This is a genomic window from Mediterraneibacter flintii (assembly GCF_055387595.1).
The window spans coordinates 2856650-2873968 of record NZ_AP031405.1 but is presented as its reverse complement, the minus strand read 5'-3'; the positions used below and the strand labels follow the sequence as shown (position 1 = coordinate 2873968).

Annotated in this window: 15 protein-coding genes; 14 read left to right on the top strand and 1 reads right to left on the bottom strand. The window is 41.0% G+C overall.

The features are described 5' to 3' along the window. The first annotated feature begins 11 nt into the window (after window positions 1–11). Window positions 12–1235 carry a M20/M25/M40 family metallo-hydrolase gene (locus ACZ5C4_RS13795; RefSeq protein WP_464521517.1) on the top strand — a complete coding sequence of 408 codons (1224 nt, stop codon included), beginning with the start codon at window positions 12–14 and terminating at the stop codon, window positions 1233–1235. A gap of 160 nt (window positions 1236–1395) precedes the next feature. Here the strand turns inward: ACZ5C4_RS13795 and ACZ5C4_RS13790 are convergent, their stop codons facing one another. After that, window positions 1396–2241: a MurR/RpiR family transcriptional regulator gene (locus ACZ5C4_RS13790; protein WP_464521516.1), complete on the bottom strand. Its 846-nt coding sequence runs from the start codon at window positions 2239–2241 to the stop codon at window positions 1396–1398. A 200-nt stretch (window positions 2242–2441) separates the two neighbouring features. Here ACZ5C4_RS13790 and ACZ5C4_RS13785 point away from each other — a divergent pair, with 200 nt between their 5' ends. The 13 genes from ACZ5C4_RS13785 (at window position 2442) to ACZ5C4_RS13725 (ending at window position 17283) form a co-directional block, all read left to right on the top strand. Next, window positions 2442–3125, top strand: coding sequence for a GntR family transcriptional regulator (locus ACZ5C4_RS13785; protein ID WP_464521515.1), 684 nt, complete (start codon window positions 2442–2444; stop codon window positions 3123–3125). A 122-nt stretch (window positions 3126–3247) separates the two neighbouring features. Next, window positions 3248–3994, top strand: a complete 747-nt coding sequence (locus tag ACZ5C4_RS13780) for a GDSL-type esterase/lipase family protein (RefSeq protein ID WP_464521514.1) — start codon at window positions 3248–3250, stop codon at window positions 3992–3994. Beyond that, window positions 3991–4476: a DUF4358 domain-containing protein gene (locus ACZ5C4_RS13775; protein ID WP_464521513.1), complete on the top strand. Its 486-nt coding sequence runs from the start codon at window positions 3991–3993 to the stop codon at window positions 4474–4476. The genes ACZ5C4_RS13780 and ACZ5C4_RS13775 overlap by 4 nt, the downstream gene beginning before the upstream one ends. A gap of 23 nt (window positions 4477–4499) precedes the next feature. Next, window positions 4500–5912, top strand: coding sequence for an MBOAT family O-acyltransferase (locus tag ACZ5C4_RS13770; protein WP_464521512.1), 1413 nt, complete (start codon window positions 4500–4502; stop codon window positions 5910–5912). Between the two features lie 8 nt (window positions 5913–5920). Further along, window positions 5921–7081, top strand: a complete 1161-nt coding sequence (locus tag ACZ5C4_RS13765; RefSeq protein WP_464521511.1) for a DHHW family protein — start codon at window positions 5921–5923, stop codon at window positions 7079–7081. Continuing rightward, a complete protein-coding gene (locus ACZ5C4_RS13760) occupies window positions 7074–7838 on the top strand; it encodes a pseudouridine synthase (RefSeq protein ID WP_464521510.1) in 765 nt (254 codons plus the stop codon). The genes ACZ5C4_RS13765 and ACZ5C4_RS13760 overlap by 8 nt, the downstream gene beginning before the upstream one ends. 45 nt (window positions 7839–7883) lie before the next feature. After that, window positions 7884–9842 carry an NAD-dependent DNA ligase LigA gene (gene ligA, locus ACZ5C4_RS13755; protein WP_464521509.1) on the top strand — a complete coding sequence of 653 codons (1959 nt, stop codon included), beginning with the start codon at window positions 7884–7886 and terminating at the stop codon, window positions 9840–9842. Between the two features lie 177 nt (window positions 9843–10019). Beyond that, complete coding sequence (clpX, locus tag ACZ5C4_RS13750; RefSeq protein ID WP_186876860.1) at window positions 10020–11480, top strand: ATP-dependent Clp protease ATP-binding subunit ClpX; 1461 nt, start codon at window positions 10020–10022, stop codon at window positions 11478–11480. 945 nt (window positions 11481–12425) lie between these two features. Then, entirely contained in the window at window positions 12426–13301 is an 876-nt protein-coding gene (locus ACZ5C4_RS13745; RefSeq protein ID WP_464521508.1) for an Rpn family recombination-promoting nuclease/putative transposase, read from the top strand. Between the two features lie 174 nt (window positions 13302–13475). Next, window positions 13476–14756 carry a cation:proton antiporter gene (locus tag ACZ5C4_RS13740; protein ID WP_464521507.1) on the top strand — a complete coding sequence of 427 codons (1281 nt, stop codon included), beginning with the start codon at window positions 13476–13478 and terminating at the stop codon, window positions 14754–14756. A 69-nt stretch (window positions 14757–14825) separates the two neighbouring features. Beyond that, window positions 14826–15248 carry a diacylglycerol kinase family protein gene (locus ACZ5C4_RS13735; protein ID WP_464521506.1) on the top strand — a complete coding sequence of 141 codons (423 nt, stop codon included), beginning with the start codon at window positions 14826–14828 and terminating at the stop codon, window positions 15246–15248. A 104-nt stretch (window positions 15249–15352) separates the two neighbouring features. Next, window positions 15353–15703 carry a hypothetical protein gene (locus ACZ5C4_RS13730; protein WP_464521505.1) on the top strand — a complete coding sequence of 117 codons (351 nt, stop codon included), beginning with the start codon at window positions 15353–15355 and terminating at the stop codon, window positions 15701–15703. Then, on the top strand, window positions 15700–17283 hold the full coding sequence (locus ACZ5C4_RS13725; protein WP_464521504.1) for an ABC1 kinase family protein: 1584 nt from the start codon (window positions 15700–15702) through the stop codon (window positions 17281–17283). Before ACZ5C4_RS13730 ends, ACZ5C4_RS13725 begins: the two co-directional genes overlap by 4 nt. The last annotated feature ends 36 nt before the right edge of the window (window positions 17284–17319 follow it).

The window sequence follows — 17319 nt, the reverse complement described above, 5'->3', positions numbered from 1 at the left end:
GAGGAATCAATATGAAGATAGAAAAAACAATATTAAATAAGGAAGTAGAGGAGATCTCTGATTCTATGATACAGTTTGCTCAAAAGTTGATCCAGAGAAGAAGCGACACCGGACATGAAAAAGAAACAGCGGATGCAATTCTTGAAGAGTTGAAGAAACTTGACTTTGACGAAGTATTTCGGGATCGTACCGGAAATGTTATTGGTATTTTAAAGGGAGACGGTACAGAAGATGCCATATTGTTTAACTGCCATATGGATCAGGTAGATCCGGGAGATTTAACCGCTTGGGAGTATGATCCCTTTGGAGGGATAATTGCAGACGGCTATATTCATGGGAGAGGTGCCAGTGATACGAAAGGGACGATTGCCACACAGATTTATGCAGCCGCTTTGTTGAAAAAGTTAGAAATCAAACTGACAAGAGATTTGATTTTTACGTTTGTTGTAGAAGAAGAACCTGGGGATATGTGGGGTGCGGTTCGAATGTGGGAGGACGGTCTGAAAGACAGAAAAATAGCATACTGCATTTCTGGAGAATCGACTAGTATGGGAATTGCACTTGGGCATAGAGGCAGACTGGAAGTGCAAGTAATCTCCAAGGGAAAAAACAGCCATTCCAGCGCTCCATGGTTAGGAATAAACTCAGTTTCAAAAATGGCTCCTATGATTGAGGAAATTGACAAACTATCAGAAAACATGCCAGAAGATGGCACATTTCGAGCTTCCCTTTCTATTATTAATATAGAATGTCATCCGGGATTTAACTGTGTAGTACCGGACAGCTGTACGGTCAATATTGACTATCGATTTACAGTAAATGAAACCGTAGATTCTATCCTTGCCAGATTCCGTGAAATTGCAGAAAAACTGGAGATGGCAGATCCATCGGCAAAGTACGAGGTGCGTGTACGTAGCTTGGAGCATACAAGTTATACGGAAGTTCAGGAATCTGCGGAATTGAATAAGCCTTGTTTTATTACGGACATAGAAAATGGATACGTACAAAGAACACTGAAAGCTTTGTCAGAAGTAGGGCAATATCCAAAGACATATTTCTGGGATTTTGGAACAGATGCCGCATATATTGCCAAAGTCTTGAATATTCCCACGATTGGGTATTCGCCTGCTGAAGAGATATATTGTCATTCTCCAAAAGACAGGATTAATATAGAGTTAATGAAAAAAGCTTTAGAAGGATATGTGGCAATTTGCGTGGAAATTGCAGGAAAATAGAAAGTATATGCTTTTGTAAAAGGTATTAGATGGAGAGCTTTTCTTTTTTGTTAAGATAACTTTGATTTACGTCAAAATACAGAATGTTTAAATTTAGGAATCACCAGAAACAGCATTTGCCGGAGCTGGTGATTCCTAATTGCAGGCGTATCTATAGATTTTACAATCCCAGATAAAATCCCTGGTTGAGTATCGATTCTGTCTTTTTCAGAAGCCTCTGCGACTCATCGAAGTTTTTCTGTGTAATTGCAGTAATCAGATAATTAGAAAGACTCAACGGTGCGGCATAAGAGTTTTTATAAGTCAGGCTGGCGATAGAACAAGGGAGAATAATATCACCGTATCCTTGAACAGCGCTATAGTTTTGACTGGTAAACAAAATGATTTTTACTCCTTCATTTTTCAGCCAGGAGAGAATGGTGGTACTTAATTTAGAATAACGCGGAAATAAATATGCAATACAGACATCGCCCTCTTTTGCGCTGACAATTTCCTCTGGGTAGAGCATTCCGACAGACTGGATGAGACGGACATTCTCGCGGATTTCGCTTAACCGAGAGGCAAGATAATAAGAGATGGAAAAAGAACTTCTCATCCCAAGAATATAGACATTGGGCGCGTTGGAAATAAGATGGATCACCGCTTGCAAATCTTCGTTGTTCTGGGTTGCCATTGTATGCTGAATATTGTGAATATCATTCTGAAAAGAATCAGAGAGCAGTGTGTTGTCCGGATAAAATTTCTGACTGGACAGACGTTCCGGCAGCCCTACTTTTGTCTGGATATTATTTTGGATATCTTTTTGCATTTCTGAATAACCGGTATACCCAAGAGCTCTGGAAAAACGGATTATCGTAGTCGTACTGACATCTATTTTTTCGGCAAGCTCTTCCAAAGTACAAAAAGCGATATCATTTAAATTTTCAGTAAGATAATCAGCGATGATTTTTTGAGAACGTGTAAATATATTGTAATGCGTACTTAAATCCTGTAAGAAATTAGACATATACGATCCTCGCTTTTATGTAAAATAATTTCTTTTATTTTAACATTGAGAAGATAAGCATGTCAATGTAGGTGGTTTAAAGGTACTGCTACATATAGGGGGAAATACAGCTGGGAGTATTATAGAATGAAAATTTTAAAAAGCCTGGATTGTAGGGGAAAATTCTGGTATGATTCTAGTATAGAAAGCGGGGTGCTAATATGCCATTGCCAAATCAGGAAATACCTTTTGAGAGAACTTCCGCTAAGCAGAAGGTATATGAGACTGTGAAGGATTGGATTATTGAAGGTCAGTTCAAGCCGGGAGAGAAGGTTTCAGATGTAGAGATTGCTGAGTACTTTAATATAAGTAGAACACCGGTCAGGGAGGCATTGCAGCTTCTGGAAGCGCAGAAATTGGTGAAATCCTATCCGGGTAAAGCGACGCTTGTTACAGAGATTGAGACAGAGGATATTGAGAAATGGTATCTGCCAATGGCGATACTGCAGCAGTTAGCGATTAAACTTGCTGTTGAGAAAATCACTCCTGCACATATCAGGCGTTTGAAAACGCTCAGTGACGTATTTACAGAGTGTGTCAAAGAACAGGACAAGCCGATGCCAATATTAAAAGCGGACAAAGAATTTCACCGTTGTATTTTGGAGGCGGCGGGAAATGAGTATATTATGGATTTCTGTGATGTATTATGGATACATATACAGAGATTGGAATATGGATTTTTCAGAGATACACCATTGGAAGGTTCCGTTAGAGAGCATGAAAAAATCATTCAGGCTTTAGAAATGAAAGATGAATATTCAGCGTCTGTTTTGGTGAAGGAACACTGGGATAGGACAGCTCTTTTGATTCGAGAGCTTAACAAAAAGGAAAAAGAAAGTCAATGATGAGAAAACGCCTTGGCTGGTAATGCGGCCGAGGCGTTTTTATGACAGTCAGACATTGACTTTTGTATATAAAAAAAGTATGATTAAATATGTATGCTTAAATATAAGAAAAGGGATTGCAGATGAAAAAACATAGAAGAAGAGGCGTTTATATTTGTATCATCATTATTGCGCTTCTGATTGTCATATTTATACTGGCAGAGGTAATTACGCATGTCACCTCTACAAAGGTGGATACAACCGAGGGAATGGAGATTATAAAGAAAGCGGAATCGGCAGATATCAAAACGATAGAGACGAAGATTCAGCAGCTGGAAGCAAAACAAAATACACAGGAGGATACACGAAGTCCAAAAGAGATTTTTTCCAGCGCAGTTGTGATGGGAGATTCGATTACAGAAGGATTTACAGAATATGATGTTTTAAATGCATCCAGTGTGGTTTCAAAGATTGGGGTGGAACTAGATGAGTTAGACGAACAGATAGAACAGGTTGTCAAGTTGAATCCACAGGTTATTTTTCTTGCTTATGGGATGAATGATATTATTGCTACACAGGGGGACACAGAAGAATTTATAGAGCAGTATTCTGTGCTGCTTGATAAGCTGGAAGAGGAACTGCCGGATACAAAGATATTTGTGAATTCGATTTTCCCTGTCCAGGAACAGGAAATTGAAAAAGAGCCGGCATTTAAGAATCTGGAAGAGTACAACCAGGACTTATCTAAGCTGTGTGATGAGCAGCAGATTGCTTACATTGACAATACGCAGCTGGTATCATCTCAATATTACGAAGAGGACGGTGTGCATTTTAAGCCGGAGTTTTATCCAATATGGGCTGACCGTATGGCGGAGGTGGCGTCCTTATGAGAACAGACAGACCAGGAATCAACCAAATAATGAAGTATATTGTATTGGCAGTTATTCTTGTATATATTGTTTTGCTTATGGTGTATACAAGCGGCAGTAACAGACCCTTTGAAGAGGTGGCGAAAGAGGTAGAACAGTCATTGGATACTGCGAATCTTACGAAAATGGACGGGCAGGATCTGAAACGATATTATGGATTGAACAGTGCAGATTATGAAGGAGTGCTTTTATACTCTTCAGAGTCTGCTATGTCTGCAGAGGAGGTTCTGGTAATAAAGGTAAAAGAAAATGACCAGGTACAGGATGTGTCAGACGCAATAGACGAGTATCTTGCGGCAAAGAAAAAAGAATTTGACGGATACGTTCCGGAGGAAGTAAAGCTTCTCGACGACGCGCAGCGCAGTGTGAGGGGAAACTATGTTTTTTTGGCCATTGCTCCCAAAGCGCAGGAATACAAAGAGGCATTTAACAAGAGCCTATAAGACAAAGTGAGAGGAAACAGAGGATGTTATTCAGCAGTATTACATTTTTGTTTATGTTTCTGCCTATAACGATGGCAGTTTATTATATTGTTCCTAAAAATTTTAGAAACATTGTGATGCTTTTCGCAAGCATTTTTTTCTATGCCTGGGGAGAGCCGGTTTATATTATTCTGATGGTACTTTCTATTTTGCTGAATTACTTCTGTGGGCAGGATATAGAAGCAAAAAAAGAAGATATAGGGAAAGCGAAACGTAGTTTGGTTTTTACGGTGGCAATGAATCTTCTTTTGCTTGGATTTTTTAAGTATTACGGTTTTTTGATGGATAGTATTAACGCAGTACTCCCAGTCGATATACCTTATAGGGAACTGCCTCTTCCGATTGGAATTTCATTTTATACATTTCAGGCGCTGTCGTACATTGTAGACGTATATTGGGGAAACGTAAAACCACAGAAAAATATTTTATATTTTGCACTTTATATCAGTATGTTTCCGCAGCTGATAGCAGGGCCGATTGTCCGCTATGTAGATATTGAAGAGCAGTTGGAAAGCCGTACAGTTTCAGGGAGAAAGCTGGGACAGGGAGCGCTGTATTTTATTCGCGGTCTTGCCAAGAAAGTAATGATTGCCAATATGGTTGGGCAGATTTTTGAAGAAATAGCGGCGATGCAAATTGGCAGCTTCAGTGTGATGACTGCCTGGTTAGGCTGTATCTCCTATGCGCTTCAAATCTATTTTGATTTCAGTGGATATTCAGATATGGCGGTAGGATTAGGAAAAATGTTTGGATTTGAATTTCGCAGGAACTTCAATTATCCTTATATTTCCAGGAGTATAACCGAGTTTTGGAGACGGTGGCATATTTCTCTAAGCACATGGTTTCGGGAATATGTCTATATCCCGCTTGGCGGGAACCGCTGCAGCGCGTCACGCCATATACTGAATCTGTTGATTGTATGGATGCTGACCGGACTGTGGCATGGAGCAGCATGGAACTTTTTCCTGTGGGGAGTATACTATGGTGTTCTTCTGGTTTTAGAAAAATATGTGTGGGGCTCTGTTTTAGATCGGCTCCCCAGTGCGGCACGACATGTTTACGCAATGGTGTTGGTTTTAATCGGCTGGGTATTTTTCTTTAGTCCGAGTCTGGGATATGCGTTTGAATATCTGGGAATGATGTTCGGGATCGGAGCTTCAGGATTTATAGACGGGCAGGCTGTATTTTTGCTGCTTACGCACTGGTTGTTGTATTTACTGGCGTTTATTGGATGTACAGCATTGGGAATGCGTATCATAAATCGGATAATCGGCGCGTTTGTGCATGTACGTGTGAGAATGGCTGCCGCGGTGATCGTGTATATCGGAATGTTTTTCCTTTCCGTGGCGTTTTTGGTGACTGACACATTTAATCCGTTTTTATACTTTAGATTTTAGGTGAGAGTATGAGTGAAAAGAACAGAAAAAAGAAAGGCAGAATAGAAAACTTAATAGGGCTCATATTTATCCTGTGTCTGTTTTTTATTATGATTCTGAATATTTTGGTTCCAGATAATGAAATGTCAGAGGAAGAAAACAGGATGCTGACTAATAAGCCGAAGCTGAACTGGAGTAGTGTAACCAACGGGAACTTTATGGAGAGCTATGAAAGTTACCTGTCGGATCAGTTTGTAGGCCGTAATGCTTGGAGAAGTGTAAAGGTTTTCTTCGATCGTCTTGGTGGAAGCAAGGAAGAGAATGGTGTGTTAATCGGGAAAAGCAATCAGCTTATGGAGAGAATAGAGGTACCGGACAAAGAAAACCTTCGTGCGAACATAGAGGCAATTCAGACATTTACGAAAGCCTATCCGGATATTTCTGTTTCTATGCTCCTTGTTCCAGATGCAGCAAACGTTTTAAATGATAAGCTGCCGGCATTTGCTTCAGTGGAGGATCAGACACAGCTTATCAATCAGGTAAAAAAGGACTTGGGTGATTCTGTGACCTGGGTAGACGCGGTTTCTGTATTAGATAAGCATAAATCGGAAAAAATATATTACAAGACCGATCCACATTGGACGGCGCTGGGGGCATTTTATACCTTCCAGGAGGCAGCAAAGGCACTGGATATCAATGAGGAATTTTCGAGTGGATTTGTTGCACATCCGGTGACAGACAGTTTTAATGGTACACTTGCTTCAAAAAGTGGAGTAAACCTGAATGTAAAAGAAACGATTGATATCTATGTCCCAAAGGACGAGGACAATGATGTCATTGTAAATTATGTGGACGAGCAGCGTAGAACTACATCGATTTATGATTCTTCCAAATTAGAGACAAGAGACAAGTATGGAGTATATTTAGGCGGAAATTCCTCCGTTATTGACATTAAAACGGTGTCTGCAAGCGATAGAAGGCTGCTGCTTGTAAAGGATTCTTTCGCAAACTGCTTTGTACAGTTTCTGACACCCTATTTCAGAGAAATTATCCTTGTAGATCCAAGGTACTACGGTGGCAATATTCAGGATATTATGGATAATTATCGGATAACGGATGTAATGTTTTTATATAGTGGGAATACGTTCTTCACAGACAATAGTATAAGTGGAGTGTTTACAGGTGAGTAATCGAATTAAAGAAGAATTTCATAGGAAAAAAGAACCTGTTCGTCTGAATAAATATTTAAGTGAAGCAGGAGTATGTTCCAGACGCGAGGCGGACAAATTGATTGAAGGTGGTCGCGTAAGTGTAGACGGGGAACGTGCTGTGACGGGAATGAAGATTGTTCCAGGGCAGACAGTGAAGGTAGGAAAAAAAATAGTTTCCAGGCAGGACGAGATGATCGTGTTGGCGGTAAATAAGCCTGCAGGAATTGTATGTACAGAGGAAAAGAGAGAACGCAACAGTATTGTCCGGTTTTTAAATTATCCGGTTCGCGTAACATATATCGGAAGGCTGGACAAGGATTCAAGGGGCCTGCTTCTGATGACAAATAACGGAGACATTATCAATAAAATGATGCGTGCGGGAAATTTTCACGAGAAGGAATATAAGGTGACGGTAGATAAGGAGATTACGCCAGAATTTCTAAATGAAATGGAGAGAGGTGTGCATATATTAGACACCGTAACAAGACCATGCAAAGTAAAGCAGATCGGCAAATATACATTTTCTATTGTGTTGACTCAGGGGTTGAACAGGCAGATACGGCGAATGTGTGAAACATTGGGATATAAAGTAAAAGATTTGTTCAGAGTGCGGGTAATGAATATCCATGTAGGAAAGCTAAAAGAGGGAGAATACAGGCTGCTGACAGACAGAGAATTAAATGAGCTGTATGAATTGCTTAAAGGTTCTTCAAATGAACCGGTACAAAATAAATAGAACGTAGAAGAGCAGGCTTAATTCAGACAGGCAGGAGGGACATTGGTGGAGAAGAAAAAAGAAAGAATGCTTGAATTGGTAGAACTGTTAAACAGAGCGCGGCGTGCGTATGAGCAGGAAGACACCGAAATTATGAGCAATTTTGAATATGATAGATTATATGATGAATTAGCAGGACTGGAACGTGAATTGGGAACGACAATTTCGTCCAGTCCTACCATTCATGTAGGGTATGAAGTACTTAGCGAACTGCCCAAAGAGCAGCATGAGCGACCTATGCTGTCTCTGGATAAAACGAAGGAGACAGAGCAGCTAAGAGAATTTCTGGGGGATAAAAAGGCGGTACTTTCCTGGAAGCTGGACGGACTGACGATCGTGCTGACGTATCGGGAGGGAAGCCTTTTGAAGGCAGTTACAAGAGGAAATGGAGAAGTTGGAGAGGTCATTACTAATAATGCGAAGGTGTTTGTAAATCTTCCGCTTCATATTCCTTATAAGGGTGAGCTGATCCTCAGGGGAGAGGCGGTTATCAGTTACCGCGATTTTGAAAAAATCAATGATGAGATCGAGGATGTAGACGCGAAATATAAAAATCCAAGAAATTTATGTAGTGGTTCTGTAAGACAATTAAATAATGAAATTACAGCAAAAAGGAACGTACAGTTTTATGCGTTCAGTCTTGTGCAGGCGGAGGGAGTCGATTTTAAGAATTCTCGTTTCTATCAGATGGAATGGTTGAAAGAGCAAGGGTTTTCTGTAGTAGAAAATCACCTTGTTACGAACAGTACCGTTGAAGAAGAAGTGAAGTGGTTTGAAAGTCATATCAAAGAAAATGAGATCCCTTCCGATGGTTTAGTACTTATCTATGATGATATTGCCTATGGACAAGGTCTGGGAGCGACGGCGAAATTCCCGAGAGATTCTATTGCATTTAAGTGGGCGGATGAGATAAGGGAGACGACACTTAGGGAGATTGAGTGGAGCCCTTCCCGCACCGGACTTTTAAATCCAGTTGCGATTTTTGAGCCGGTAGAGCTGGAAGGTACGACGGTCAGTCGGGCCAGCGTGCATAACATCAGTATCATGGAAGAACTGGAATTAGGAATTGGGGATCGTATTAAGGTGTATAAGGCGAATATGATCATTCCGCAGATTGCAGAGAATCTGACGCGCAGCGGAGTGAAGGATGTGCCGAAGGTCTGTCCGGTATGCGGTGGAAAGACAAAGATTTCTATGGAAAATGAGACAAAAGCATTGTTTTGCACGAACCCGAAATGCCAGGCAAAGCATTTAAAATCTTTTGTATTGTTTGTAAGCCGAGATGCGATGAATATTGAAGGCATGTCTCAGGCAACCTTAGAGAAGTTTATTATCAATGGATTTGTGAAGGACTTTACGGATATCTTCCATCTGGATCGATATGAGGAACAGATCAAAAATATGGAGGGCTTTGGGGAAAAATCTTATGATAATTTAATCCGTAATGTAGAGCAGGCGCGGCAGACAACCCTTGCAAAACTGGTATACAGTCTGGGAATTCCCAATATCGGATTGGCTAACGCCAAGATGATCTGCAAGGCATTTGATAATCAGCCGGAACGTCTTATCAATGCCACAGAGGAAGAGTTGGACGAGATTTCTGGAATCGGAGGCGTAATTGCGCATGTATTTGTAGAATATTTTTCCGATAAAGAGAATAAAGATTTATTCAGGCGTCTGCTTTTGGAAGTGGAGATACCAGAAGAGGCAGAGCAGGCAGAAAAGCAGACATTTGAAAATATGAATTTTGTTGTGACAGGTACGGTAAAGCATTTTTCAAATCGCAGGGAGATAAAGGAACAGATTGAAAAAAAGGGCGGGAAGGTGACAGGTACGGTGACGTCCAAGACGAATTATCTGATTAACAATGATGTAGAGTCTGTTTCTTCTAAGAATAAGAAAGCAAAAGAACTGGGAATTCCGATTATTTCTGAGGAAGAATTTCTGAAAATGCTGGAAGAATAAGGAGAGAGGTTTAGAAAAAGTTCATTTGTATATACGCAGCATGTGTATTATAATGGGAGACAGGTTAGCTGTATCTTGAGATAGATAAAGCAGCAAAAATACGTATGAAGGCATATCTGCGTACAGTATATGAGTGTGCGCAGAAAATATTCATAGAGGGCAAGGAAGGAAAAGACGATGTCAGACAAGGATTTTGTTATCATAGACGAAGAAAAAAAAGAGAAGGAAACTACTCCAGACACAGTTTCAGAAGAAAAGACAGAAGTAATAAAAACAGAAGAGAAAAAAGAAAAAGAAGATGAGTACGAGAAAATCTGTTTTATCTGCCATAGACCAGAGAGTGTGACTGGGAAGATGGTAGAGCTGCCGAATAATATCACCGTATGTCCGGATTGTATGCAGAAGAGTTTTGATGCAATGACAAATGGGTCAGTGGATCTAAATAGGCTGATGCATATTCCGGGAGTACAGTTTTTAAATATGTCGGACTTGGAAAATACGATTCCGAAGAGCCAAAAGATAAAGAAGAAAAAAGAAAAGACAAAGGAATATCATAAATTAGACATCAAAGATATTCCTGCCCCGCATAAAATTAAAGCAAGGCTGGACGAGTATGTGGTGGGACAAGAGTATGCAAAGAAGGCGATGTCAGTAGCTGTATATAATCATTATAAACGGGTTGCTACAGATACAATGGATGATATTGAAATTGAAAAATCCAATATGCTGATGATTGGACCGACAGGAAGCGGAAAGACCTATCTTGTAAAAACACTGGCAAAGCTTTTGGATGTGCCGCTTGCGATTACAGATGCGACTTCGCTTACAGAGGCAGGATACATAGGGGATGACATTGAGAGTGTTGTTTCTAAATTACTGGCTGCTGCGGACAATGACGTAGAAAGGGCAGAACAGGGCATTATCTTCATTGATGAGATTGATAAGATTGCGAAAAAGAGAAATTCGAACCAGAGAGATGTAAGCGGAGAATCTGTACAGCAGGGAATGCTAAAGCTTTTGGAAGGAAGCGAAGTAGAAGTGCCGGTGGGTGCGAACAGCAAGAATGCAATGGTGCCGCTGACGACAGTCAATACAAAAAATATTTTATTCATCTGTGGTGGTGCGTTTCCGGATTTAGAAGAAATCATAAAAGAGAGACTGTCTAAAAAGACATCCATGGGCTTTAATTCTGAACTGAAGGATAAATTTGAGCATGATAAAGAGCTTTTGTCTAAAGTTACAGTGGAAGATCTGCGTAAATTTGGAATGATTCCAGAATTTATAGGACGTCTGCCTATTATCTTTACTTTAAAAGGTTTGGATAAGGATATGCTTGTAAAGATATTAAGAGAACCGAAAAACGCGATATTGAAGCAGTATCAGAAGCTTTTGGCGCTTGATGAAGTAAATCTGAAGTTTGATGACGGAGCTTTGGAGGCAATCGCCGAAAAAGCGATGGAGAAAGATACAGGAGCCCGTGCGCTGCGCGCAATTATAGAAGAATTTATGCTGGACATTATGTATGAGATACCAAAGGATGACAGTATCGGGCAAGTGACTATTACAAGAGAATATATAGAAGGAACCGGAGGGCCCATTATAGAACTAAGAGGACAAGAAGTGCCAAGATTAAATTAAGTATAAATTTAATTGACGAAATATAAAATTTAAGCGACAAAAGGGTCGTGTGAAAGAGAGGCTTTGCATCGTTCGTCAGGGCTTCGCCGAAATTCCTCACTCACGCAAAGCCTCTCTTTCACACTCACACTTTCGCCAGCTTAAGTTTATATTTCCAGACGTAAAAAATCGGCTTCACGCTGCTATGTATTTCCAATCGGGAGTAGTATAGATACTTCTAATTGGAGGGCTATAACAACGTGAAGCCGTTCTCTTTTTTATGAATTTCAGTTAGGGCGCCACCTTCCTATAGACGAAGGAAAACTTCTGACTGGGAGTCTGTAGCAGCGTGAAGTCGGTTCTTTTCTGTCTGAAATTATAAACTTAAGCTGGCGAAAGTGTAAGCGCAAGAGGGCGTGTGTTGCAAAAGTGAGGAATTTCGGCAAAGCCCTGACGAACGTTGCAATACACGCCCTCTTGCGCGAACTATTTTTGTTAGCGTCCGCAGTGCCAGCTCAATTCCGCATACGCTTCATTTCGCTATCGGCAGTCGCCGAATGAAAAGAAACCGAAAGTCCCCTGCTTACATGCAAGCATGACGCAGGGCCCTTCTGTTCTTTTCGCACTGCTTGTTGCTTCGTTAAATTTATAAAAAGTTTTCTTGAAAATGGAAGATATATATGTTATTTTGATCTTATTCTAAGGCGGCTTCTGTCCGCTGGATTTGTATACGGTGGAGAAGTCCACTGTTCTATGCTTATTTTCTAAGCCGGTTCCCCAAAAACAAAAGACAATGGAAATGGGATACTTAGAGAGGAATTCGTCTTATATTTTTATAGTTATTTAGTATGTCTTGTTCTATGCAGGCGACCTCTTGTATGCAGGGAATAAACTGTGCTAAGATAAATAATAAACAGACCTCCTTTCCAGATGTATCTGTTTCCTATACAGGAAAGGAGAGACTGTATGACACACGAAAACGACACATTTATTATGCTTCCCACTGTAGACATTTGCTTTAAGAATCTCATGGAAAACAAACAGGTAAGGCAGGGATTTATCGCAGCGCTTCTAAAGGTCAAGCCAGAAGAAATTAAAGAAACCTTCCTTCTTCCCTCTGCCCTCTCCCAGGATTATGCAGACGACAAGCTGGGAATTCTGGATGTAAGGGTGAGCCTGGAAAATGGGACGCAGATGGACATAGAAATGCAGGTAGCATATTTTGCGTATTGGGATGCGCGGATTTTGTTTTATCTGTCAAAAATGTTTTCCAGCCAGTTAAAAAGCGGAGAGCCCTACAAAAAACTTAAAAAATGCATCCATGTCAGCATTTTAGACTTTATCTATTTTGAGAAAGACAAAGAATGCTGCCGTACAATTTCTTTCTGTGACGAAAAAACGGCAGAAAGATATACAGATCTGCTGGAAATTCAAATCTTAGAATTAAAGAAGATTCCTAAAGAGGAACAAAATGAAGAAGGGATTATCCGGTGGATGCGGTTTTTAGGCGGGAGGAATAGAGAGGAGCTTGCATATATGGCAAAGACAGACAAATATCTGGGAGAAGCCTATGAGGCGTTGGAGAAATTAAGTGCAGATGAAAGAGCAAGGCTGGAATATGAAGCGAGAGAGAAAGCGCTTAGGGACTATCATTCACAGATGAGCAGCGCTATGGAACAAGGAATGGAGAGGGGATTAAAGCTGGGAGAAAAGCAAGGAGAGCAAAAAAAATTAAAAGAGTTGATTCTAAAGAAGATGAAAAAAGGCTACTCTCCAGAAGAGATTGCTAAGCTGCTGGAAGAAGATTTAGAAACCATTCAAAAATTGGCAGAAGAAGTATAAATTTAACGAGGAAGCAAGCGGCGTCAAAAGAAGTGTATTACTGCTTTTTTCATTTCCATTTGGAGACTTGATTTTGTATAAAGTTTCATAAGATTAAACCTTGAAAAAATGGAGTAAAAGGAGTATTCTTAATCTGTTCGAGATAAATTGTACAGAAAGAGCGAGGGAAGAGGAATGAGCAGTTACGGTTATTTATTAGATCTGGCAATTATTTTACTTTGTACAAAATTTCTGGGAATTCTGACGCGAAGAGTGCAGATGCCGCAGGTAGTGGGAGCGCTTCTGGCAGGTCTGGTCTTGGGGCCGGCAGGTTTTGGAGTTCTTACAGAGACTTCTTTTATTAAGTCAGTGGCAGAGATCGGAGTTATTGTCCTGATGTTCAGCGCCGGAATGGAAACAGATATCAAGGAACTGAAAGCAAGCGGAAAAGCTTCTTTTGTGATAGCACTTTGTGGTGTTATTGTTCCGTTGCTCGGAGGATTTGGAGTAGCATGGTTTTTTAACCGACCGGACATGATCGCATCGACAGCAGATGTCAGTGTATTTCTTCAGAATATTTTCATAGGGGTAATACTGACGGCGACTTCTGTCAGCATCAGTGTAGAGACACTGAAGGAACTTGGAAAATTAAAGACACATTCGGGAAATGCGATATTAGGAGCTGCGATTATAGATGATATACTCGGCATCATTGCTTTGACAATTGTGACAAGCCTTGCAGACTCGAGCGTGAGCCTGGCGGTTGTACTGTTGAAAATAGTCGGATTTTTTGCCTTTTCAGGAATTATCGGGTTTCTGTTTTACAAATTATATAAAAAATGGGTGGATGATGCGAAGAAGGAACTGCACAGACATACCATTGTAGCGTTTGTATTTTGCCTCCTTATGGCGTATATAGCAGAAGAGGTTTTTGGTGTAGCAGACATTACCGGAGCATTTATCGCAGGGTTGATTATATCAAATGTGCGCCGCGCAAATTATCTGGAAAGTAAGTTTGACACACTTTCGTATCTTCTTCTTTCCCCAGTCTTCTTTGCAAGTATTGGTCTGAAGGTTGTACTGCCGGAAATGTCAGGGGCAATTATCGGATTTGCGGTCACACTTACGATTGTTGCAATCTTGACGAAGATAGTCGGATGTGGTCTGGGAGCAAAGCTGTGCGGTTATAAAAATTACCAGGTAAAACGAATAGGAGTTGGAATGATCTCCCGTGGGGAAGTTGCATTGATTGTTGCAAGTAAAGGAGATTCTATAGGACTTATGAGTCCAGAATTTTTAGGGCCGGTGATTATTGTAGTGGTTATCACGACGATTATTACTCCGATTCTTTTAAAAGTTGTATTTGCGCCGGGAACAGCTCCGGCTCCAGAGCAGCTTGTGCCTGAAAGTGAACGTGTGACGAGTTACTACGAGAATGCGGCGGAAATCCGCGGTGAAGACAATAAGAAAAGATAGAATTGTATGAGAGAGGCGGCATAAGAAGGAATATCTTATGCCGCCTCTGGCTTGTTTACTTTCGTGAGAATGTCTGATAGAATACGGGTAAGGAAAACACAAAGTGAGAAGGTGGAAAATGTGAGAAAAGGCGAAAAATCCCCCTTGTATAAGAGCTTTGGATATGCTTTTGAAGGGATTTTTTCAGGGATTGCAAAGGAACGAAATATGAAGCTGCACTGTGTGGCAATGTTATTGGTAATTCTTGCGGGAACACTGCTTCATATATCTGTGACAGAGTGGTGTATTTGCTTCATTTTATTTGGCATGATTCTGGCGCTTGAGCTTGTCAATACAGCAGTCGAGGCAGTTGTGGATCTCGTGACAGAAGAGAAAAAGCCATTGGCGAAAGTCGCAAAAGATACGGCGGCAGGCGCTGTTTTGATTGCGGCGATTATGGCTGCTGCTGTGGGGTGTATGATTTTTGTTCCTAAGTTGTTTTCTATGTTTTAGCCGGCAGAAATATACGGGGCTGACAGGGAGCCTTGGCAGAACATAAGAGGAAAGAACAAAATAGAAAAGAAACACATTAGTTTGAAGTGGGAGAGGAGAACAGAATGGAAAAATTAGGAGAAAATGTTAAAAAAATTTTATTGGCAGGAATTGGAGCTGTGGCAGTCACTGCCGAGAAATCTAAGGATCTGCTCGATGAGATGGTAAAAAAGGGAGAGTTGACAGTAGAACAGGGCAAAGTATTGAATGAGGAGCTGAAGCATAATATAAAGAAAACGATGCAAGAGAATGTCCATGCAGAAGAAAAGAGTTCTGCAATAAAGGAAATGGACGAGATCCTCGACAAAATGACACCGGAGCAGATAAAAGCACTGAAAGAAGAGATTCAAAAAAGAGAAAAAACAGATACAAAAGGCGCGGACAAAGAAAGTGCGGGACAAGGAAAAAGTGAATGAGTAAAAAGGAACCTGGCATGTATTCCCTGCGTCTTAAGGAAATTACAGGGGTACTTAGGAAACATGAGATAACGAGGGGAATCACGCCTGAAAAATTACGGCTTATATTAGAAGATCTAGGGCCTACATTTATTAAAATCGGACAGATTATGTCCATGCATTCTGATATTCTTCCAAAGGCATATTGTGAGGAACTGACAAGACTTCGTACGGAGGTTTCTCCGATGCCGTTCGAAGAGGTAGCAGAAATATTGGAGAAATCTTACGGGGTCCCGTGGCAGAAAATATTTTCCTGCATTGAGGAGCGACCATTAGGTTCTGCGTCTATTGCACAGGCACACAAGGCAGTTTTAAAATCTGGCAGAGATGTTGTAGTAAAGGTGCAAAGACAGGGGATCTATGAGAAGATGGCGCGGGATATTGCACTGCTTCACAAAGCGGTGAATCTGATGCCGCCGGTCAGCGTGAAAGGCCTGGCAGACTTAGATATGGTTTTGGATGAGCTGTGGGCAGTGGCACGCGAGGAGATGAACTTTCTGAAGGAAGCTTCTAATATGGAAGAGTTCGCCAGGAACAACAGAGATGTCGCCTTTGTGGGAACTCCGGTGCTGTACCAGGAATACACGACGTCTTATGTTCTCGTAATGGAATATATTGAAGGCTGTGGCATAGACGATAAGGAACGGCTGCTTAAGTATGGGTATGATTTAAAGGAAATCGGAACCAAGTTGGTAGATAATTATATTAAGCAGGTAATGGAAGATGGCTTTTTCCATGCGGATCCTCATTCTGGAAATGTAAAAATCAGAGATGGGAAAATCATCTGGCTCGATATGGGAATGATGGGCAGGCTGACGGAACATGACAGAGAAATGATTGGAAAAGCAGTGCAGGGGGTAGGCCTGCACGAAATTGAACTCATTCAAGAAGCGGTACTCGCACTGGGAGAGTTTAAAGAGAAACCAGATCTAAGCAGATTGTATGAAGACATCGACGGACTGCTTCTAAAATACGGAAATACGGATATGGGAAGCATCAATGTTGCAGAAGTTATGACAGACTTAATGGATGTTATGAAGGAAAATAAAATCAGAATGCCCCATGGACTGACAATGCTGGCAAGAGGATTGACGCATATGGAAGGGGTTTTGGCAGACATTGCTCCGGAGATTAATATGGTGGACATTGCGTCTGCACGAATTGCAGGAAGCTTTTTTAAAAATCTGGATTTGAAGAAGGAATTAAAAAGCGGTGGAAAAAGCTTTTATAAATCTTTGAGAAAGGCGATGGATATTCCTTCCCTGACAGCGGATATTCTGCGCGGGCATATGAAAGGGCAGACACGGGTAAATCTGGATCTCCATGCTGCCGAGGATTTGTCAGAGCTTTTGCGGCGTCTGGTAAGAAACATAGTGATGGGATTGTGGGTGATGGCTCTGCTAATCAGTTCCAGTATTATTTGTACGACGGACATGACTCCGAAAATATGGGGGATTCCGGCGCTCGGAGCACTGGGATATTTGATAGCGTTTGTCATCGTATTATATGTATTTATAAAACATTTATTTTCAAAGAAATAAAAGAGGTATTTATGAGGGGAGATTTTTATCTCCCCT